The organism is Magnetospirillum fulvum (genome assembly GCF_900108475.1).
GTDB classification, from domain to species: domain Bacteria; phylum Pseudomonadota; class Alphaproteobacteria; order Rhodospirillales; family Magnetospirillaceae; genus Phaeospirillum; species Phaeospirillum fulvum_A.
The window spans coordinates 236038-254982 of sequence record NZ_FNWO01000001.1 but is presented as its reverse complement, the minus strand read 5'-3'; the positions used below and the strand labels follow the sequence as shown (position 1 = coordinate 254982).

The following is an 18945-nucleotide window of genomic DNA, read 5'->3' as shown; positions in this document are numbered from 1 at the left end:
TACCGAAGCGATGTCCGAAACCCTGATCCTGCTGCCCGGCCTGCTGTGCAATTTCCGGCTGTGGACGCATCAAGCCGCGTTTCTGGCGCCCCAGGCCGAGGTCGTGGTGCCCGATCTGACCCAGGACGAGTCGCTGGGCGCGATGGCGGAGCGGGTGCTGGCTTTGGCCCCGCCGCGCTTCGCCCTGGGCGGGTTGTCGATGGGCGGCTATCTGGCGATGGAGATCATGCGCCGGGCTCCCGAACGGGTCGAGCGGCTGGCCCTGCTGTGCACCAACGCCTTGGCCGACCCGCCCGAGCAGCGGCAGCGTCGCCTGGATGCGATTGCCCTGGCTTCGACTCCCGTCGGGTTCGATCAGGTGGTGGCGGCGCAGGCGGCGGTGCTTCTCTCTCCCGCTTCGGCCGCCGATCCGGCCATCGCCGGTCAGTTCCGGGCGATGGCGCAGGCGGTCGGGCCCGAGGGCTTTGCCCGGCAGCAGCGGGCGATCATGGCCCGTCCCGATTCGCGTCCCGGTCTGGGCGCGATCGCCTGCCCGACCCTGGTCTTGTGCGGGGCACTCGATACCCTGACGCCGCCCGAACTGCATCGGACCCTGGCCGAAGCGATCTCTGGCGCTCGGCTGGAGATCGTGCCCGAATCTGGTCACCTCGCTCCGATCGAGCGGCCCGACCCGGTGTCGCTCGCGTTGTCATCCTGGTTGAAAATGACCTGAATATATTTAAAAATCAGTAGGTTGTCTGGTCTTCTTCGACCACATAAAGATCGGCGATATCCTCGAAATCACCGTCGATATTGACCGGGGCGATCTGGGCGAACAGGTCGAGGATCACCACCGCATTCAACGCGGCGTCGCGGTTGACGCTGTCACGGATGCGGTTCGACAAAGCGAGATTCATCGCCGACAGTTCGGCGTATTGGCGCTTCAGCCCTTCCAGCGAAAGCGCTTCGTCGCTGCCCCGCTGCTGGCGGGTGATGTAGCGGCCCAGCAGCCAGATCGCGAAGGACCGGGCCAGCGTTTCCTTCTCGTCGGCGAACGGGGTGTGATAGCGCGCCATCGGTCGCAGGAACCGGGTCAGCGGGCAGCCCGAGGTGGCGCAAACCAGCCCGATCAGTGCCGCCATCCCGGTCTGGAAGGTGGTGTTGGCGACAAAGGTGCGGACGGGAGTCTCGACCTCGATCACCGCTTTTTCGTGCGAAATCCGGTTGGCGAAAGCAGGCAGGAACATCGCGATTCCCAATGCCGAGGGGCAGTGGGCGGCACGATCGTCAAGCGGGCAATTGGGACAGCGGCGGTGGCTCAGCCGGGTCCAGTCGGGGCGCGGGCTATCCTCGGGCACGATCAGGCGAAACGTCTCGGGGTCGAACTGGAGGGCAACCGGGAGCGGATGATCGCTGTTGGCGAAGAAACGGTAGGAAATCAGGTAGGCATTCGACATCGGCAAGGGCTCCGACCGGAAGAAATACGCGCCTGCTGTCGCTGATGTGGGGAGGCGCGTCTCCGACCTCAACCGTCAGCCGATGGCGGTCAGTCGCTCGAAGCCGCGTTCCAGATCGGCGATCAGATCCTCGACCGCTTCGAGACCGGCATGGAAGCGCAGGCTCGGTCCGGCCGGCTGCCATCGGGTCGCGGTGCGGTGGATCGAGTGGCCGCCGGTGGGGATCACCAGACTTTCGAAGCCGCCCCACGAGAAGCCGAGCTTGAAATGCTCGTAGCCATCCAGCATCGCATCGACCGCCGCTTTGCTGGCCGGTTTCAGGATCACGCCGAACAGCCCGCAGGCCCCGCCGAAATCGCGCTTCCACAGGGCATGGCCGGGGTCGGATTCCAGCGCCGGATACAGCACCCGATCGACTTCGGGGCGGGCTTCGAGCCAGCGGGTCAGGGCCAGGGCGGTCGCGCCGTGATGGGCCAGCCGTACCGGCAAGGTCCGCAGGCCGCGCAGGCCAAGATACATCTCTTCGGTACCGGGGCTGTGGCCGAAGGCGGCAACGGAGCTCTTCACCTTCAGCCACAGCGCCTCGGTGGCGGTGGTGATGGTGCCCAGCATCGCGTCGGCATGGCCGACGATGTATTTGGTCGCGGCCTGGATCGAGATATCCGCGCCCTTCTCGAACGGCTGGAAATGCAGCACGCCCCAGGTGTTGTCGATCATCACGATCGCGCCTGCGGCATGGGCGGCGGCGGCGATGGCGGGAATGTCCTGGACCTCGAAGGTCAGCGAGCCGGGGCTTTCGGTGAACACGACCCGGGTGTTGGGCCGGATCAGGGCGGCGATGTCGCCGCCGATCAACGGGTCGTAATAGGTGGTCTCGATTCCCAGCCCGGCCAGCACTTCGTCGCAAAATTTGCGGGTGGGGGCATAGGCGGAATCCGTCATCAGCAGATGGTCGCCGCATTTGAGGAACGCCATCAGCGCCCCCGAAATCGCCGCCAGACCGGACGAGGTGGCGACGCAGCGGGCTCCGCCCTCCAGTTCGGCCACCGTGTCTTCCAGCGCGAAGGTGGTGGGGGTGCCGAAACGGCCGTAGCGGACGCCCTCGAACAGCGAGCGGCCGCCCGATTCCATCGCCGCGACCGAGGGCAGCAGAATCGTCGAGGCCCGAAAGACCGGGACGTTGACGGCACCGTGATAGCGCTCGGGGTGGCGTCCGGCGTGAAGGAGGCGAGTTTCTTTTTTCATGGGGACCGGCAGATGGGGGCGGGGGGAATGTGTAGCTTCCATCGTGCCCTGCCGCCGTCCGGGAGCCAAGCGGATTTCTCCATCGATTGGCCCTCTGACCGGGGGGGGCTTGTCGGGCCGCCCGGTCAGGGGGCAATCGCGCCGATCACGAACCGGGTTCGGCGTGGATGTCGGCGAAGAACAGATCCTTCCAACTGTCGGGCCGCGACTTGATCTGTCCGGTCCGGGCCAGGAAGTCGGCATACTTGGTGGTGTTCAGCGGGGCGATGGTGAATTTCGAGGCCGGGTCGGTGATGATCGACAGCACCAGCGCCTCGTCCGCCGTGCTCTTTTCCTCGATCAGGTGAATCTTCGCCGCCTCGGCCGGATTGGCCCGGATCAAGGCATTGGCCTCGTCGAGCGCGGCGATAAAGGCCGCAATCGCCTTCGGGTTGGCGTCGTGGAACGATTTCTTGGCCCAGGCGATATTGAAGCTGACCGGACCGTCCAGCGCTTCATAGGAATCGGTGATCTTGTGGCCGTTGGGCAGCGCCAGTTCCAATTGCTGGAAGGGCGGGCCGCCGAAATGGGCGGTGATCTCGGATTTGCCCGAGGCCAGCGCGGCATAGGCGTCGGGATGCTTGACAGAGACGGTGATCCCGTCGAGCTTCTCGTGGTGGCCTACGCCGAACGCCTTCTCGACGGCGATCTGCAAGGTCACCGCCTGGATCGAGGTCTTCACCGACGGCAGGGCGATGCGATCCTTGTCGGTAAAGTCGGCCAGGGTCTTTATCGCCGGGTTGGTGGTGACGAGGGCAATCGGCATCGCGCTGATCGCGGCGATGCCCTTGACGTCGAGATTGCCGCGGGTCTTGCCCCAGACGGTCAGGAACGGCCCGACGCCGCCGGTGCCGATGTCGATGCTGTCGGACAGCAGGGCGTCGTTGGTCGATGATCCGCCGCCCAGCGTCACGAAGCTGACCTTCAGATCATCAAGTCCGAGCGCCTTGGCGTGCTTTTCGAACAGCCCCTTGTTGCGGGCAATCTGAAGCGGCAGATAGCCGATGCCGAATTGCTGGCTGACGCGCAATTCCTTGACCTCGGCGGTGGCGGGGCCACCGGCCAGGATCAGGCCGGATAACAATGCAAGCGCGCCGAGGCGCAGACGATTGAGCGGACTCATGCCGTGTCTCCTGTGAGGTGGGGGTCAGGCGCTGCGATACAATTTGGTCAGGACGAATTCGCGATGGCCCAGCGCCTCGGCGGCGGTCAGGCGGCCATTGGCGGTGCGGAGCGTCAGGTCGAGCAACTGGTCGCCGGCCTGATCGAGGCTGAGTTCGCGCCGCAACAGCCCGCTGACGTCATGGTCGATATGCTCGGCCATGGTGCGGACGGTGCGGGGATTGGCGGTGATCTTGACCACCGGGACGATCGGGTTACCAATCACGTTGCCCTGGCCGGTGGGGAACAGATGGACGGCAAAGCCCGCCGCCGCCTGCAAGGTCACGCATTCCGCCGCCGCCGACGAGGTGTCCATGAAATAGAGCCCAGGCCCCTTCGCCGGGGGTTCGGCCGGTTCCAGCACGTCGATGAAGCGGGCGTTCTTGCCGATTTTCTGGAAATTGCCGAACGCCTTTTCCTCGATCGTCGACAGCCCGCCTTCGATATTGCCCTTGGTCGGCTGGCTCTCGGACAGATCGTCGGTCTTGTTGGCGAGGATGAAGTCGTTATAGGCCCCCCAGGTGGCGAGAAACTTCGCGGCAACCTCCGGGGTGGCGGCGCGGGTGGCGCAAACCTGCTCGGCCCCGGTCAGTTCCGACGTCTCGCCAAAGCAGGTGGTCGCGCCCAGCGCATCGACCTTGTCGAGGAAATCGCCGACGGTCGGATTGGCCGCCAATCCCGACGTGGTATCGGATTCGCCGCATTTGACCGAGACCCACAATTCCTCGATTCCGGTCTGCTCGCGCCGCTTTTCGCTCGCCCACTGGACGAAATCCTTGGCGGCACGCGATGCGGCGGCAATGGTGGCGATGTCGCCATTGCCCTCGATCGAGAAGCCCGCGACCGGCTTGCCGGTCTTGGCGATGCCATCGACGACCCGCTGGGTCCAGCCCGGCTCGATCCCGATCACCACCACGGCGGCGACGTTGGGATTGGCTCCGGTCCCGATCAGGGTGCGGAAATGCAGCGCCAGATCGGCCCCGAATTGCAGTCGGCCATAGGGGTGGGGCAGGGCCAGGGTGCCCTTGATGGCATGGGCGACCGCCTCGCTGGCGGCGTTCGACAGATCGTCAAGCGGCAGGATGATGACATGATTGCGCACGCCGACCCGGCCGTTCTCGCGGCGGTAGCCCCAGAAGCTCTTGCTCATTTTCCTACCACCGCTTGGTCTTGAGGTTATGGACATGGACGTGTCCGCCGCGTCGGACCGGCAGGACCGCCCGGCCGATGTCGTGGCCGTATTTCAGCACGGTGTCGTCCTCGGCGATGTCGGCCAGAGCGATCTTGTGGCCGAGCGGAATAGCGTCGAGCGCGGCGATGGTGACGGTCTGGTCGGTATCCATCACCCAGCCGGTCAGGGTCTGGCCAGGCTGAACGGTCTCGACCGTCACCACCCCGACCGAATCGGCGGCGTGGTGGACCAGGAAATCGGGTGTACTCATCGTTGCATTCCCCATTTGCGGATGGTGTGTCGCTCGATGACGCGAAACACCAGACTCTCGACCAGCAGGCCGATGATGATGACGGTGCCGAGACCGGCGAAAACCGAGGCGGTCTCCAGCCGGTTCTTGTTTTCGAAGATGAACCAGCCCAATCCGCCCGACCCCGAGGCGACCCCGAACACCAGTTCGGCGGCGATCAGGGTGCGCCAGGCAAAGGCCCAGCCGACTTTCAGCCCGGTCAGAATTGCCGGGAAGGCGGCGGGGATCAGGATCAGGGCGATATAGCGCCAGCCGGTCAGGCCGTAATTGCGCCCGGCCATCCGCAGCGTTTCCGGCACCGACGAGAACCCGGCCGAAGCGTTCAGCGCCAGCGGCCACAGCACGGCATGGACCAGCACGAACAGCAGCGAGGGAGTTCCCAGCCCGAACCACAGCAACGCCAGCGGCAGCAAGGCAATCGCGGGCAGTGGGTTGAACATCGCGGTCAGCGTTGCCAGTACGTCTTCGCCGATCCGGGTCGAGGCGGCCAGTCCGGCCAGAACCAGGGCGATCGCGCTGCCGATGCCATAGCCCATCAGCAGCACCTCAAGCGAGGTCTGCGACTTCTTCAGCAAGGTGCCGTGGACCAGGGCGTCGTAAAAGGCGACGGCTGTGTCGGTGAAGGTGGGAAACATCAGCGGGTTGTTGGCGAGGCGGCCATAGCCCTCCCAGACCAGGGCCAGCAGCACCAGGATCGTTCCCCGGCGAAAGGCGGTGATATTCCACAGGCGGGTCCAGGGCGACAGCGGACGGACCGCAATTGCCGAAGGATCGAACGCCAGGGTGCTGTCGGTCATCGGGGACTCCATCATCAGGACCAGTAACGCCGGGCGTCGGCCAGGATCGCGGCAAGGTCGGCGGCGGTGGGCGTCAGCGGGGCATTGTCGATCAGGCGACGTTGCGCCAGCGCTCCCTCGACCAGGGCCGGGTGGTGTTCGTCGCTGAGACCAATCGCGGTCAGCCCGTTCGGCAGTCCGGCGCGGCGCATCAGCGCGATCAGCGCATCGGCGACCGAGTCGGTGGCAAGGGCGCGGGCGACCGGGGCAAAGCGGTCGGGCAGCCGTCGTTCGAGGTGGCGGAACACGGCGGGCGCGGCCAGGGCGACGCTCAAACCGTGGGGCAGAAACGGATGGTCGTCGGGATAATCCGGGGCGGTCCAGCGATGGGCCAGGGTCGAGATCGGATAGGACAGCGCGTGGGGCAGATGGTTGCCCGACATCCCGAACACCGTTCCGGCCAGCAGCCCGGCCCGCATCAATTGTTCGCGGGACTCGATATCGGTCGGATCGTCGAGCGCCGGACCCAGCGCCCCCGCGACGAGGCGGATTGCTTCCCGGCAGCCCAGGCTGGCGAAGGGGTTGGCTCCCTGGGTCACCGGACGGCGAGCGGGATCGGCGGGGGCGGGGCGGGACTCGAAGGGGCGGGCGGTTTCGCTCTCGATCGCATGGGACAGCAGATCGAACGCATTGGCGGCCAGCACCATCGGCGGCAGGGTCAGCAGCGCGGTGGGGTCGAGCAGGCCGAGGCTGGGCCGCAACGGCGCTCCGGTCAGGGTGGTCTTGCCGCGCCCGTGATCGAGGGCAAAGGCCACGATTCCGGTGGTCTCGGCGGCGGTACCGAAGGTGGTCGGGCAAGCAATGTGGGGCAGCAGTGGACCCCCGCCCAGCGTTCGCCCGGCTCCCAGCGGCGGCGGCAGGAAATCGGCGATCCGTCCCCCGCGCGACACCAGCAGATTGGCCCCCTTGGCGGTATCGATGCTGGACCCGCCGCCGACCGAGATAAAGCCGTCGATGCCGTGTATCTGCCCGGCCGCTCCGGCGCGGTCGATCGCGGATTCGGTCGGCTCGATCGCAACGAAATCGTGGAGGATCACCTCGATCCCGGCATCCCGCAGCGCGGTTTCGACGCGGGTGACGGGGGCAAGCGGGCGGAGGGTGCGGTCGGTCACCAGCAGCACCCGGGTCAGCCCCAGGGCGCGGGCATGCTCACCGACTTCGGCGAGGGCACCCCGTCCGAAAACCAGATCGGGGACGTGAAGGGAGAAAGCGTGTTCGTGAGTCATTATCTACTTATCACAAAGCTAGTAGTTTGTAGATTATTCGGGCGCGGTGGTCCAGGGAAACCGCGCTGACCTCGGTTCAGACGATCTCTTTTCGGCGGTCGATCGCCTCGCCATAGCGGCCGAGGGCAGGGGGCTTCAACCCGGAATAGAGCGCCTCGACCCGTTCGGCGATGGCGCGGTCCATTCCGGCGAACAGGCTGGCTCCGCTCAGGTCGCATTCGACCAGGAACGGCCCGAACGCTTCGACTTCCAGCACCCAGATCGCCTGCGCCAGCCCCAGTTCGTCGTGCCAGTAGACGGCGGGTATCCGCTTGATCCCCCGCCCCAACAGAGCGCCGGTGCCATAGCCGATCGTGGTCAGATAGATCGCCCGGTTGGGAACGAAATGGTCGCGATAATCGCGCTCGCTCATTCCGCCCTTGCCGATCATCACCCGGCAGCCCGACAGAGCGAACCAGCTCTCCAGCCAGTGGGAAAAGCGAAAGCTGGCGGTGGCGGTCACCGCGCCGACCTGTGGCTCTCCACTCGGCGGCAAGGCGGCGGCGGGCGAGCAGTGGAAATTGGCGTTGGACAGGGTGCGCAGATCGACCGGCGGCGCGATCTTCTGGTCGAGTAGACGGCGGTATAGCCCTTCGCGCCCGGTATAGAGCACGCCGGACAGGGTGACGACATCGCCGACCCGCAGCGCCGCCAGGGCTTCGTCGCTGGCGGGCAGGGTCAAAGTGACATGGCGCAGACTCATTCTTCGCCCTCCCGCCGATGATAGGGGGTGAACCAGTCGGGATCGGTGCGGTATTCCACCCGTCCGTCATCGTAAAGCCGCGCCACCGCCCGACGCGACGACAGGCAAAAGGCATGGACGCTGACCGGCATTCCGCCAGTGTGGGTGTGGGCGATCTCGATATGGCAATCGATCGCCATCGAACTGCCGACAAAGCCCATCGGTCCGATCCCGCTGGCATTGGCCAGCGCCAGCAACTCGTCTTCCAGCCCGGCCACCGCCGGATCGGGATGGCGGCTGCCGACCACCCGCAGGCACGCCGCCTGTTTGCCGATCGTCATGCAGGTGTCTTTCGAGCCGCCGATTCCCACCCCCAGAATCGCCGGTTGGCAGGCCAGCCCGCGCCGTCCGAACTGGAGCAGGCAATCGAGGAAGAACCGTTTGATGCCGTCGATACCGTCGCCGGGAAACAGCATCCGCCAATCGGTGCCGAACAACCCGCCTTTATGCACCGCGATCAGATCGACCCAATCGGCCGCGGGTTCGACGCTGTAGTCGATTTCGGGGGCCAGGATGCCGACATTGCTGTTGGAATCCTGGCGGGTCAGCGGATGAACCCGGTTGGGGCGAAGCGGAATGGTCTCGGTCGCCGAAGCGGTGGCGCGGCGCAGCGCCCGTTCCAGCGCGACGCAGCCGCCTTCGATCCGTGCCTCGTTGCCGAGCTTGACGTACCAGCGCGGTAGGCCGGTATCGGCGCACATCGCCCGACGATCCTGTTCCGCCGCCTGCCAATTCTCCAGCAGCGCCTCCAGCACGAAGCGTGACAGCGGCTCGGCCTCCGTCTGCGCCATCCGGGCGATTCCGGCGCGGACATCGTCGGGAATGTCGATGGCGGCGCGCCGCATCAATTCGGCGGCGACAGGCTCGATTCGGTCGATCGCGATACTCATGCCCGGCCCTCTGTCACCAGCGTCTGTCCGGGACGGACCCGGGAGAAGGCAACCGGGCGGGTCGAGACGGTCAGGCTTTTGCCGTCCAGCCGGACCAGGGTGTGAGCGCTGTGCTCCAGCGTTCCGGGCTCGGGGTGATCGGCGCGGAAATGAGCTCCGCGCGAATTTTCGCGGGCGAGTGCAGCGGCGGTAATCGCCCGCGACACCAGGATCTGGTTCTCGATATTGATCCGGTCCTGCCAGGTCTGATTGAAGTGAGTACCGCCGAGCAGGCCGATCTCGGCAATCTCGGCGGCGAAATCGTCCAATTCGCTCAACGCCTGCTCCAGCCCGGTGCGGTCGCGGACGATTCCGACCTTGTCCCACATCAGGTCAAGCAGACGGTCACGCAGGCCGTAGAGGTCTCCCGGCAGGCTTTCCAGCGGGCGAAGGGCGGCGGAAATAGCCGCCTCCAGCACGCTGCGATCCAGGTCGGGCGGGGGCTGCGACGGCTTGACCTCACGGGCGATGGTGTCGCCCGCGATGCCACCGAACACCGTCGAATTGGCAACGCCGTTGCCGCCCAGTCGGTTGGCACCGTGAACGCCGCCGGTATCCTCTCCGGCGGCGTAGAGGCCAGGGAATTCGGTCGAGCCGTCGGGGCGGAAGGTCACGCCGCCCATCAGATAATGCGCGGTCGGTGTCACCTCGACCCGGCCCCCGACCAGATCGAAGCCGAGATCGGCGCAGCGATCGACCATTCCCCTAAAGTCGCGCCGCACCATCTCTGGATCGAGATGGGCCATCGACAGGAACAGCCCACCCTGGGGGCCGGTGTTGCCCCGGCGCATTTCCGCTTCCATCGCCCGGCTGACGATATCGCGGGTGGCCCGCTCGGCGCGGGGATCGTATTCGGCCATGAAGCGGGACCCATCGGCCCGCAGCAGGTGGCCGCCCGTGCCGCGCAAGCCCTCTTCGATGATCGTGCCGGTGGCGCGGGTGTGGGCGCCCAGCGCCAGCCCGGTCGGGTGGAACTGGACCATCTCCATGTCGCGCAGGGGCAAGCCCAGCCGGAGCGCCATCGCCAGCCCGTCGGTGCTCTTATCGCCCGAGGGGGTGTGATAGCGGTACATCGACGGCCCGGCCCCGGTGGCGAGCAGCACGGCCTGGGCCCGGACCAGCCGGAACACGCCCTGGCGGATATCGAGCAGCAGGGCTCCGGCGATCCCCTCGCCCCCGGCGGCGGGCAGCAGGGCCAGGGCGCGATGCTCCTCCAGCCGCTGGATCGGCCGCGCCCACACCTGTTCGGCCAAGCGATTGACGATCTCGATCCCGGTCAGGCTGCCCTTGTGAACGGTGCGGTCGAAGCTCTGACCGGCAAAGGCTTTTTGATGGACCCGCCCGTCGGCGGTGCGGTCGAAGAAGCAGCCCCAGCGGTTTTCCAACTCGCGGACCCGCTCAATCGCCCCGGTGACCAGGGTCCAGGCCAGGTCCTGGTCGTTGAGCCACTGCCCGCCCTCGATCGTATCCATGAAATGGCGTTCGACCGAATCCGCCGGATCGAGCGCGACGTTATAGCCGCCCTGAACCATCCGGGTGCAGCCGCTTTTGCCCAGCAGCCCCTTGACCGCAATCGCGATCTTCAACTCCGGGGCTCCATCGTGGCAATGAAGCGCGGCCAACAGACCAGCCCCGCCCGCGCCCAAAATCAGCACATCGACCGACAGGGTCTCGACGGGCGCTCTCACCATGGCCAGACCTCGCGCAGCAGCAATCGTGCCCCACCGATCAGGTGGGCGATCAGGGCGACAACCAAAACAATTTCGGTGACCCGCACCAGCGGGGCGTGGGTCCAATCGAGAAAGTCGTCGAGCATGGCGGCGTCGAGTGCCAGCCCGAGAGCGAGGAAATGCAGCGGTAGAAACAGAGCAATGACCAAGCCCGACAGGCGGTGAAGCAGATAGGCCCACCAGCCGGGATGATCCCGATGCGATCGCAAAGGACGGTTCGACATCAGGCGATCCCCCACACCGCGCGCAGGCCAAGCCCGGTCAGAGCCAGCCACAGCGCCATCACCCAGATATCGCGCCGCCACCCCAGCCATTCGCGGGCGATGGTCCGCAGCCCAATCGCGGCATGGGTCGCGGCGGCCAGAACGAACACGCCATAGAAAATCGGCCACAGCGCCGAGGCGCGGGTCCGGGCCAGAATGTCAGCGGCGGAGAGCGGGGCCTCGGTTGCCGACAGGATCGTTCCGAGATGGACCAGCCCCAGCCCGAGCAGCAAGGCAGCGGTCACGCGCTGGATCAGGTAGAGGCGAAACTCGGTCATAATTTCCCCTTCAGCGCGGCGGTCAGACTCTTGCGCTTCAGTCCGGCAATCGATCGGGTCAGATCGCGTCCGACCGGGCAAACCCGGCGGCAACTTCCCTGCGAATGGCAGGTATGGGCGCCGCCATTCTGGACCGCTGCCCGCAGATGGGCGCGGCGATCGTCGCGGCTGTCATTGTGCGCGGCCCAGGCCCGGTTGAGCGCGGCCGGTCCCAGATAATCGGGATTGGCTCCCACCGTGTCGCAGGCGGCAAAGCAGATGCCGCAGCCGATGCATTCGATCGCCGCGTCGGCGGCGCGCCGGTCGGGATCGTCGGGAGCAATCCGGGCGAAATCAGTGGCTTCGGGACCGCTCGGACCGAAGCGGCCGAACGCCCGCTGCCAGCGCTCGAAAAAGGCTTCGACATCGGCGACCAGATCGCGGATCACCGGGAAATGGCGCAACGGCCTGATCTCGATCCGGTTGTCACGGGCCACCGCTTCGGCGCGGGTGCGGCAGGCCCAGCGGGGCAGGCCGTTGATCGTCAGCGCGCACGATCCGCACATTCCCACCCGGCAGGCGAAGCGATAGGCGAGGCCGGGCTCGGCGGTGCGCTGGACCCAGGTCAGCACGTCCAGGATCGTCTGACCCGGACGGTTGGGAACGCGATAGGAGACAAGGCTGCCTTTGCGCGCGTCGCCGCGCCAGATCGCGACGGTCAAAGGTGGTGAGGCCGCATCGTCTGCCATCAGATGCCACCGCCGTTTTCAAAGCGTTGCGAGAACAGCATCGTGCTGATTTCCTCGTTCAGGGCGCGGGCGGCGGCCTCGCCCAGAATCTCGCCCGCGGCGGTGCGGGCATCAAGCACGGCGCGGACCCGGCCGGGATGGGGCGACAGCACGACGATCCGGCTGCCGACGATGATCGCTTCTTCGATCGAGTGGGTGACGAACAACATGGTGAAGCGGGTGTCGGCCCACAGTGCCAGCAACTCGTCTTGCATCCGCCGTCGCGTCAGCGCATCGAGCGAGGCGAACGGCTCGTCCATCAGCAGGATTTCCGGCTCCATCGCCATGGCGCGGGCGATGGCGACCCGCTGCTTCATCCCTCCCGACAGATGATGGGGGAAGTGGTCGGCGAAGTGGGACAGACCGACCTTGTCGATCAGCCGTTGCGCCCGGTCGTGCACGGCCGAGGCGCTCAGGCCGTTCTTGACCTGACGCAAAGGGAATTCGATGTTTTGGCGCACCGTTTTCCACGGCAGCAATTGGTCGAATTCCTGGAACACCACCATCCGGTCCGGGCCGGGAGCGGTGACCTCGCGCCCGGCCAGGGTGACGCGGCCCTCGACCGGGGCGATGAAGCCGCCGACGCATTTCAGCAAGGTCGATTTGCCGCAGCCCGACGGGCCGAGCAGGACCAGACGCTCGCCTCGCCGCGCCTCGAAATCGACCCGCCACGTCGCGGTGACCAGTTCGGCAGTGGTCTGGTATTGCAGGGTTACGCCTTCGACCCGCAGCAGCGGGGGGGCCGTGTCAGTCGTCATGAGAGGTTCGTTCCTGACGGGAGGGGAAGTCCGAACGTCGCGCCCAGATTGGCCAGTTCGTCCCGGATGGAGGGAGGCAATGTCACGAGGTCGGCGGGGTCGCCCCGCCCGGGCAGTCGGCCGTTCGAGCCGACGGCAGCGCGATAGCGGTTGGTCCAGCGCTCGATGTGAGTGTCAAAGGCGGCGCGCCCGACCAGACGGTCGGGATCGATGACAAGTCCGAACGCGCCGACCTCGATCGCAACCCCCTTGCTGACGCCGCTGTGAGGCTCGGTGCCGGTCAGGCTGCCTGCCAGAACCTGAACCAGCATCGCCAGGGCCAGACCCTTGTGATCGCCCATCGGCAGCATCGCGCCCAGCAGAGCCTCGGCCGGGTCGGTGGTGGGGGTCCCGTCGCGCCCGATTGCCCAATCTTCGGGGATCGGACTTCCAGTGCGGGCGGCGAGAAAGACGTTGCCGCGCGCAACCCGGCTGCACGACAGATCGATGACCAGCGGCGGGCCGTCCTGCATCGGCGCGGCGAGCGCGATCGGATTGTTACCGATGGCCGGGGCCAAAGACCCTGGCGGGGCCATGATCGGTTGCGACACCTGGGCCAGCAGGGCGACCTTTCCGGCCAGAGCGGCGCGGCGGACGTAAAAGCCGAGCGCGCCCAGATGTCCGGAGCGCCTTAACAGAAAAATCTGTGCCGCCTTGCCGTCCAGGTGGGACAGCGCAGCATCAATGCTGCGGACCCCCACCGCTAGCCCCAGCCCAAGGTCGCCATCTATCGACAGCACACCGGCCTGATCGGTGATGGCGAGGCGGGGGGTGGGGTTGATTTCTCCGCTTTGCAACCGGGTCACATAGGCATCGAGCCGGGCGATGCCGTGGGTGGCATAGCCGCGCCGGTCGGCATCGATCAGCCCCGCCGCCGCCAGCGCGGCGTCTTCGTCCGAGAGGCCGACGCGGCTCAGAATGCCCTGGGTCCATCGTTCCAGCGTGCCCGCAGGTAGGGTGAGAGCGGCGGGCGGGGGAGAAATCGGCGATGTGTGGCTCATACGTGATGCCTCAGTGATGAGGCCGCGGAGATTAATCCACACTAATATGGTTAGTAAATAGATTTAATGGGTTTATGGGGAATCCCCCGTTTCTCCGCCCAGTCGGGATTAGAGACACGGGGGAATCGCGATCAGGCCGAGGCGCTGACGATGGTGGTGTAGATCTTCTCCAGCAGGGTCAGTGCGCCGCGATAGCCGACATGAGAGCGCGACAGCACCACTTCATAGGTGGTGGGAAAGGTGACCTCGACAATCGGGGCCTTCAGTCCCTTGGCGACGTCGCGTTCCCAGGTCGTGCCAAAGATGATCGGCGGTTTGTGGCCGAAATCGGTCCGCAGCAGTTTCTGATGGATGATGTAGCTGTCTTCCTCGAACTCGACCTCGGTCGAGACATCCTCGGCGATGGTGCGGTATTCGGCCTCAATCGCCGGACGAAACTCTTCCGGCGGATTGTCGGTGATGATCTGAAGCGCCGGGATCAGCCCCAACTGGTTGACCAGGAACTTGGTCAGGGCAAGATTGTAGGTGCTGTCGGACAGCACCGCGAATTTGGCCGGCAATCCCCACCAATATTCGGCGTAGAAGGTGGTGAAGTCTTCGAGGTAGCTGTAATAGATGCGCTCCTCGGCGGCGATGAACGCCTCGGCCGGGGCGGGGTCCAGCCCGGCAAACGCGACCACCCTGCGGATCAGGTCGGCACAGGCTTTTGCTCCGATCGGCAGAACCGGAACGTGCAGGAACGGCTGGCCGTAGGTGCGTTCAAGGTGACGGGCGACATCAAGGCCCAGCCAGGGCGACAGCACCAGATTGAACTGGGCCTGGGGAATTGTCTTCCACTCCGCGACACCACCGGAATGCTGTCCGAACAAGATGTTGACGGTCAGACCCGCCCCTTCGAGGATGCGCTTGATCTCGGCCAGATCGCCCCGCCAGAACGGATTGTGATAGGGCAGCAGCGACCAGACATTGACCAGCCCGGCTTGCTTCGGCCCGTCATAGGGGCCGACATATTGGTCGATGATGGCGCGGGCGACCAATTCGTGGCCGGTGAAATTGTTGCCCTTAAAGCCGCCGGTTTCGGCAAAGGTCACCGGTGTTTCGGCATCGCGGAACTCGCGCACCACCGAGCCGACATCGTCGCCGACCAGATCGGAGATGCAGCCGGTCAGCACCACGAACAGATCGGCGTCGAGAATATTCTGAGTCGCGCCAATCAGTTCGCGCAGACGGTCGGCCCCGCCGAACACCACTTCGCGTTCGGAAGCGTTGGTGCTGGGCACCACCGCGCCGCCGCCATAGCCGCCGCCCTGCCAGGCATTGTACATCGCCAGATTGACGAATTGTTTGTCGGCGCAGCCCGGCCCGCAATGGGTGATCGGGATGACGCGGGGAATCGCCGACACCGAATGCATTGCCGCGATCGAACAAGGATAGCGGACCTGCTCGATCGAGTTGGTCTTGACCAACGGCGGCAATGGTTTGTCATTGAGATCAATGGTCATGGTCGCTGTCTTCTTTCTCTATTCGACGCGCTTCGCCAGGGCAAAGGGATCCTTCTGTTCCAGCCACCATTTCTTGTAAGGAAGCTTGGTGTGAGCGGCGAGGTCGAGATGAAACTTGCGATGGGCCAGGATGTTCAGGACAGACTCGCCGATATTCAAGATGCCCTGGTAGCCGACCGCATGATGTTCGTCGCCCAGCGGAATGGCTGGAATTCCCAACCGCGAGGCCAGCGGAGCCAGACCGTTGTGGCGGATCAGGATGAAATCGGGTTTGACCCGCTGGAGCAGCGCATAGAATTGGTATTGCTGGCGGTTGCCGACGCTGAAATGCGGCACGTCGCCATAGGTGTCGATCAGGTGGGTCAGGGTGTCCTGGCGCGGGTCCTGGCTGTCGTAGACCGGGTCATGGTGGAACACCAGCGATCCGTTGACCTCGATTCCCAACTCGCGCAGCACGCAGATCAGGCCATGCGAATAGGCCGACCCGGTTGCGACATAGCCTTTGCGTCCCTCCAGGCGGCGGCGCAGATCGGCCAGCCGGGGGGCGATGCGGGCATGCTCGGCGGCGATGAAGGCTTCGGCCTTGTCCTCGCGATGGGTGACCCGGCCGATCTCACGCAGCCAGGCATCGGTCCCGGCAATGCCATAGGGCATCGGGGCCTTGATTTCGGGGACGCCGAATTCCTGTTCCAGCCCGGCCGCCAGATAGGAGGACAGAGTGTAGCAGAACCCGACCGTAGCCGCCGCTTCCGACATCTGGGCCAGATCCTCGATACTGGCCAGATCGACGACGTAATTCACCCGTAGGCCGAGATTGGCCAGCATCGGCGAGAACACGTCCGAACCCCACAGATTGATGACGTTGACGAGATCGTCTTGCTTGCGGGTCGGGTTCTTGCGGACGATCTGCCGCAGGATGCCGTGCTGGGCGGCGTCGAATCCGGTGCTCCAATGCTTCGATTTGAAGCCTTCGCAATGAAGCGGGATCACCGGAATACCAAGCTCGGCCTCGAAGGCGCTGGCGACCCCATCGACATCGTCGCCGATGATGCCGGTGGCGCAGGAGGTGCCGATAAAGATCGCCTTGGGGTGGTGACGCTCCCAGGCATCGCGCACCGATTGCTCCAGTTTAGCCACCCCGCCGAACACCATGTCGCGCTCGGTCAGGTTGGTGCAGATCTGATGGATGTTCTGCACCGGCTTGTGGCGGGCGGCGAGGCCGTTGCGAAAGCGCAGGTTATAGGACACCTGACCGGCGCCGCAGCCGATCGGGGCGTGCTGAATCAGCACCGCGTCGAGGATATGACCGGCCTGATTTTCCACCATCATCTCGGAGCAGACCGAGCCCTGGGTGAACGGTCCTTCCAGTTCGCAAATCCGCCGCGCCTTCTGGCCGCAGCCCTTGCCCTCGCCGCTGCCGCAGCCACGGGCATAGGCAGATTGCCGGGCCAACTCCGAAGCGGAGCCGTCCCAGCCGACGATGGTGCCAAGACGCTGTTCGCGGCTTTCCACCACGGGGGTTTTCAGATTGATTGGCATCTCTGATTCTCCTCGACTCAGGAGGCAAGGGCGGCGGCGCGGCGCGGACGGGCCTTGCGGCGCGGGCGGGTTTCCTCTTCGATCAGGCGACGGCCCCAATCCGATGACCAGTCGCGCAATTCCTGGGAATCCAGCGGGCTTGGCACCTTCGATTCCGTGTGGGCGATGATGTTGCGGGCCAGTTGACGATAAATCTGGGCCTGCTCCGAGGTTGGGGCTGCCTCGATGGTGGTTTTGCCCTGCAATTCCGACTGGGTCACCGTCAGCGACCGTGGCACATATTCGATCACCTGGGTCTGCGTCTTCTCGACGAAATCGTCGATGATCGCGCGCTGGAAATCGGTGTTGATCGAATTGGCGATCACCCCGCCCAGCAAGGCCCCGCCTTTGTCGGAATAGGTCTTGATGCCCTTGAACAGGTTGTTGGCAGCGTAAATCGCCATGAAATCAGACGAGGAGATGGTAAAGACGTGGTTGGCGATCCCTTCGCGCACCGGCACGGCAAAGCCACCGCACACCACGTCGCCCAGGACGTCGAAAATCACGATATCGAGGTCGAGTTCCTCGAAAATCTCTTGCTGTTTAAGCAATTGGAAGGCGCTGATGATACCGCGTCCGGCACAACCCACTCCCGGCTGGGGGCCACCCGCTTCGACGCAATAGCTCCCGGCAAAGCCTTCGAACACCGCTTTATGGGCATCGACCCGGGCGTTTTCCCGCAGCAGGTCGAGCACCGACGGAATGTAATCGCCGCCGCGCAGGGTATTGGTCGAGTCGCTTTTGGGATCGCAGCCGAACTGCATCACTTTGTATCCGGCCTCGGCCAGCGCGGCCGTGATGTTCGACGTGGTGGTCGATTTGCCGATCCCGCCCTTACCGTAGATGGCGATCTGCTTGATGACCTTCGTGCCCATGGCCGTATCTTTCCTTCTGACCGAGAGACCTTTTTAGGAACTGGCGTTATCCGTGCGAGAACGTCGCGGCGGAGTTCACACCGGTGTCGCCGTAAAGCACGGCGGAGACGTCGCTTTGACCGGGAATGCCGCAGGCATCGGCGCGGCAGCGATGGCAATGGCTGAAAACGGTCAGATGAGCCCCGGCCGCCGCCTGCGCCTTGGCCAATTGCGCCGCGCTCGGGGCGGGCCGGTCGGCGAAATCGAAGGCAGGTAGCAGCGGGATCAGATTGATCATTGCCGCTCCGGCTGCGGCGACCGTCCGTGCCACCGCCTCGACATGAGAATCGTTGAGGCCGGGGATCAAAACGGTATTGACCTTGACCACGCCTCCCAAGGCGGTGATGCGACGAATCCCCTCGATCTGGTTGAGGATCAGTCGTGCGGCGGCGGCGGTGCCGGTCAGGCGCTGGCCGCGATAGGTAATGGTCGGGCTGATCGCGGCCTCGATCGTCGGATCGACGGCATTGACCGTGACCGTCACCGTTTTGATTCCGGCGGCGACAATCGCCTCGGCCTTTTCTGCCAGCCGCAGACCGTTGGTCGAGAGGCAGTTGATCAGATCGGGAAAGGCGGTGTGAATGGCGGTAAAGGCGCGCAGGGCGTGATCGGTGCACAGCGTGTCGCCCGGCCCGGCGATGCCGACGACCGCCAGGGACGGGCACAGATCAAGGGCGCGGCGAACGACGTCAACCGCCTGATCGGGGGAGACCAGGGCGCGGGCGACACCGGGGCGATGGTCGGTGTCGTTGAAGGCGCGGTGGCAGAAGCGACAGGTGATGTTGCAGGCGGGACTGACCGGCAGATGCAGGCGGGCGGCTTGGGAATGGCCCTCCGGCGTCAGGCTGAAACAGGGGTGGCGGCCTTCCAGGTGGGGAAAGGGCGAGTCTGCCGCGGCGGGATTGCGGTGACCGGCGCAGCGTTGCGCCGCACCGCCAGATTGTGCGGAGCAGGGGGACAGTGGGGGGAGTGAAGTCATCG

20 protein-coding genes are annotated in these 18945 nt (G+C 65.3%); 1 reads left to right on the top strand and 19 read right to left on the bottom strand.

Going from position 1 to position 18945, the window contains the following annotated elements; all coding sequences use genetic code 11:
* The first annotated feature begins 10 nt into the window (after positions 1-10).
* The gene (locus tag BLW40_RS01140) at positions 11-712 is read left to right on the top strand and encodes an alpha/beta fold hydrolase (protein ID WP_074764684.1); all 702 of its coding nucleotides are present in this window, start codon (positions 11-13) and stop codon (positions 710-712) included.
* Between the two features lie 13 nt (positions 713-725).
* Here the strand turns inward: BLW40_RS01140 and BLW40_RS01135 are convergent, their stop codons facing one another.
* From BLW40_RS01135 to BLW40_RS01045, 19 genes are all read right to left on the bottom strand, one after another.
* Positions 726-1436, bottom strand: coding sequence for a DUF6901 family protein (locus BLW40_RS01135; RefSeq protein WP_074764682.1), 711 nt, complete (start codon positions 1434-1436; stop codon positions 726-728).
* 75 nt (positions 1437-1511) lie between these two features.
* Entirely contained in the window at positions 1512-2681 is a 1170-nt protein-coding gene (gene metC / locus BLW40_RS01130) for a cystathionine beta-lyase (protein WP_074764680.1), read from the bottom strand.
* Between the two features lie 145 nt (positions 2682-2826).
* On the bottom strand, positions 2827-3843 hold the full coding sequence (locus BLW40_RS01125; protein ID WP_074764678.1) for an ABC transporter substrate-binding protein: 1017 nt from the start codon (positions 3841-3843) through the stop codon (positions 2827-2829).
* A gap of 24 nt (positions 3844-3867) precedes the next feature.
* Positions 3868-5031 carry a UxaA family hydrolase gene (locus BLW40_RS01120; protein ID WP_074764676.1) on the bottom strand — a complete coding sequence of 388 codons (1164 nt, stop codon included), beginning with the start codon at positions 5029-5031 and terminating at the stop codon, positions 3868-3870.
* Positions 5032-5035: 4 nt separating this feature from the next.
* Entirely contained in the window at positions 5036-5323 is a 288-nt protein-coding gene (locus BLW40_RS01115) for a UxaA family hydrolase (RefSeq protein ID WP_074764674.1), read from the bottom strand.
* A complete protein-coding gene (locus BLW40_RS01110) occupies positions 5320-6159 on the bottom strand; it encodes an ABC transporter permease (protein ID WP_074765063.1) in 840 nt (279 codons plus the stop codon). Before BLW40_RS01110 ends, BLW40_RS01115 begins: the two co-directional genes overlap by 4 nt.
* 14 nt (positions 6160-6173) lie before the next feature.
* Positions 6174-7424 carry a hydroxyacid-oxoacid transhydrogenase gene (locus BLW40_RS01105; RefSeq protein WP_074764672.1) on the bottom strand — a complete coding sequence of 417 codons (1251 nt, stop codon included), beginning with the start codon at positions 7422-7424 and terminating at the stop codon, positions 6174-6176.
* A gap of 76 nt (positions 7425-7500) precedes the next feature.
* Positions 7501-8166: a fumarate hydratase C-terminal domain-containing protein gene (locus tag BLW40_RS01100; protein ID WP_074764670.1), complete on the bottom strand. Its 666-nt coding sequence runs from the start codon at positions 8164-8166 to the stop codon at positions 7501-7503.
* The gene (locus tag BLW40_RS01095) at positions 8163-9095 is read right to left on the bottom strand and encodes a fumarate hydratase (RefSeq protein WP_074764668.1); all 933 of its coding nucleotides are present in this window, start codon (positions 9093-9095) and stop codon (positions 8163-8165) included. Before BLW40_RS01095 ends, BLW40_RS01100 begins: the two co-directional genes overlap by 4 nt.
* Positions 9092-10825: an L-aspartate oxidase gene (locus BLW40_RS01090; RefSeq protein WP_074764666.1), complete on the bottom strand. Its 1734-nt coding sequence runs from the start codon at positions 10823-10825 to the stop codon at positions 9092-9094. The genes BLW40_RS01095 and BLW40_RS01090 overlap by 4 nt, the downstream gene beginning before the upstream one ends.
* On the bottom strand, positions 10819-11088 hold the full coding sequence (locus BLW40_RS17280; protein WP_074764664.1) for a succinate dehydrogenase/fumarate reductase transmembrane subunit: 270 nt from the start codon (positions 11086-11088) through the stop codon (positions 10819-10821). Before BLW40_RS17280 ends, BLW40_RS01090 begins: the two co-directional genes overlap by 7 nt.
* The gene (locus BLW40_RS01080) at positions 11088-11405 is read right to left on the bottom strand and encodes a succinate dehydrogenase/fumarate reductase transmembrane subunit (RefSeq protein WP_074764663.1); all 318 of its coding nucleotides are present in this window, start codon (positions 11403-11405) and stop codon (positions 11088-11090) included. Before BLW40_RS01080 ends, BLW40_RS17280 begins: the two co-directional genes overlap by 1 nt.
* The gene (locus BLW40_RS01075) at positions 11402-12133 is read right to left on the bottom strand and encodes a succinate dehydrogenase/fumarate reductase iron-sulfur subunit (RefSeq protein WP_074764662.1); all 732 of its coding nucleotides are present in this window, start codon (positions 12131-12133) and stop codon (positions 11402-11404) included. Before BLW40_RS01075 ends, BLW40_RS01080 begins: the two co-directional genes overlap by 4 nt.
* On the bottom strand, positions 12133-12930 hold the full coding sequence (locus BLW40_RS01070) for an ABC transporter ATP-binding protein (RefSeq protein ID WP_074764661.1): 798 nt from the start codon (positions 12928-12930) through the stop codon (positions 12133-12135). The genes BLW40_RS01075 and BLW40_RS01070 overlap by 1 nt, the downstream gene beginning before the upstream one ends.
* Positions 12927-13970, bottom strand: a complete 1044-nt coding sequence (locus tag BLW40_RS01065; RefSeq protein WP_074764660.1) for an Ldh family oxidoreductase — start codon at positions 13968-13970, stop codon at positions 12927-12929. The genes BLW40_RS01070 and BLW40_RS01065 overlap by 4 nt, the downstream gene beginning before the upstream one ends.
* A gap of 131 nt (positions 13971-14101) precedes the next feature.
* Positions 14102-15472: a nitrogenase component 1 gene (locus tag BLW40_RS01060; RefSeq protein WP_074764659.1), complete on the bottom strand. Its 1371-nt coding sequence runs from the start codon at positions 15470-15472 to the stop codon at positions 14102-14104.
* Positions 15473-15490: 18 nt separating this feature from the next.
* The gene (locus BLW40_RS01055) at positions 15491-17011 is read right to left on the bottom strand and encodes a nitrogenase component 1 (RefSeq protein ID WP_074764657.1); all 1521 of its coding nucleotides are present in this window, start codon (positions 17009-17011) and stop codon (positions 15491-15493) included.
* A 17-nt stretch (positions 17012-17028) separates the two neighbouring features.
* Positions 17029-17925 carry a nitrogenase iron protein gene (gene nifH, locus BLW40_RS01050; RefSeq protein WP_074764655.1) on the bottom strand — a complete coding sequence of 299 codons (897 nt, stop codon included), beginning with the start codon at positions 17923-17925 and terminating at the stop codon, positions 17029-17031.
* 46 nt (positions 17926-17971) lie between these two features.
* A complete protein-coding gene (locus tag BLW40_RS01045) occupies positions 17972-18943 on the bottom strand; it encodes a radical SAM protein (protein ID WP_083386561.1) in 972 nt (323 codons plus the stop codon).
* Positions 18944-18945 lie beyond the last annotated feature (2 nt).

Bases quoted from the DNA above. Each gene is read 5' to 3' on its own strand.
- BLW40_RS01140 (WP_074764684.1), top strand. From the start codon at position 11: ATGTCCGAAACCCTGATCCTGCTGCCCGGCCTGCTGTGCAATTTCCGG.
- BLW40_RS01135 (WP_074764682.1), bottom strand. From the start codon at position 1,436: ATGTCGAATGCCTACCTGATTTCCTACCGTTTCTTCGCCAACAGCGAT.
- metC (WP_074764680.1), bottom strand. From the start codon at position 2,681: ATGAAAAAAGAAACTCGCCTCCTTCACGCCGGACGCCACCCCGAGCGC.
- BLW40_RS01125 (WP_074764678.1), bottom strand. From the start codon at position 3,843: ATGAGTCCGCTCAATCGTCTGCGCCTCGGCGCGCTTGCATTGTTATCC.
- BLW40_RS01120 (WP_074764676.1), bottom strand. From the start codon at position 5,031: ATGAGCAAGAGCTTCTGGGGCTACCGCCGCGAGAACGGCCGGGTCGGC.
- BLW40_RS01115 (WP_074764674.1), bottom strand. From the start codon at position 5,323: ATGAGTACACCCGATTTCCTGGTCCACCACGCCGCCGATTCGGTCGGG.
- BLW40_RS01110 (WP_074765063.1), bottom strand. From the start codon at position 6,159: ATGACCGACAGCACCCTGGCGTTCGATCCTTCGGCAATTGCGGTCCGT.
- BLW40_RS01105 (WP_074764672.1), bottom strand. From the start codon at position 7,424: ATGACTCACGAACACGCTTTCTCCCTTCACGTCCCCGATCTGGTTTTC.
- BLW40_RS01100 (WP_074764670.1), bottom strand. From the start codon at position 8,166: ATGAGTCTGCGCCATGTCACTTTGACCCTGCCCGCCAGCGACGAAGCC.
- BLW40_RS01095 (WP_074764668.1), bottom strand. From the start codon at position 9,095: ATGAGTATCGCGATCGACCGAATCGAGCCTGTCGCCGCCGAATTGATG.
- BLW40_RS01090 (WP_074764666.1), bottom strand. From the start codon at position 10,825: ATGGTGAGAGCGCCCGTCGAGACCCTGTCGGTCGATGTGCTGATTTTG.
- BLW40_RS17280 (WP_074764664.1), bottom strand. From the start codon at position 11,088: ATGTCGAACCGTCCTTTGCGATCGCATCGGGATCATCCCGGCTGGTGG.
- BLW40_RS01080 (WP_074764663.1), bottom strand. From the start codon at position 11,405: ATGACCGAGTTTCGCCTCTACCTGATCCAGCGCGTGACCGCTGCCTTG.
- BLW40_RS01075 (WP_074764662.1), bottom strand. From the start codon at position 12,133: ATGGCAGACGATGCGGCCTCACCACCTTTGACCGTCGCGATCTGGCGC.
- BLW40_RS01070 (WP_074764661.1), bottom strand. From the start codon at position 12,930: ATGACGACTGACACGGCCCCCCCGCTGCTGCGGGTCGAAGGCGTAACC.
- BLW40_RS01065 (WP_074764660.1), bottom strand. From the start codon at position 13,970: ATGAGCCACACATCGCCGATTTCTCCCCCGCCCGCCGCTCTCACCCTA.
- BLW40_RS01060 (WP_074764659.1), bottom strand. From the start codon at position 15,472: ATGACCATTGATCTCAATGACAAACCATTGCCGCCGTTGGTCAAGACC.
- BLW40_RS01055 (WP_074764657.1), bottom strand. From the start codon at position 17,011: ATGCCAATCAATCTGAAAACCCCCGTGGTGGAAAGCCGCGAACAGCGT.
- nifH (WP_074764655.1), bottom strand. From the start codon at position 17,925: ATGGGCACGAAGGTCATCAAGCAGATCGCCATCTACGGTAAGGGCGGG.
- BLW40_RS01045 (WP_083386561.1), bottom strand. From the start codon at position 18,943: ATGACTTCACTCCCCCCACTGTCCCCCTGCTCCGCACAATCTGGCGGT.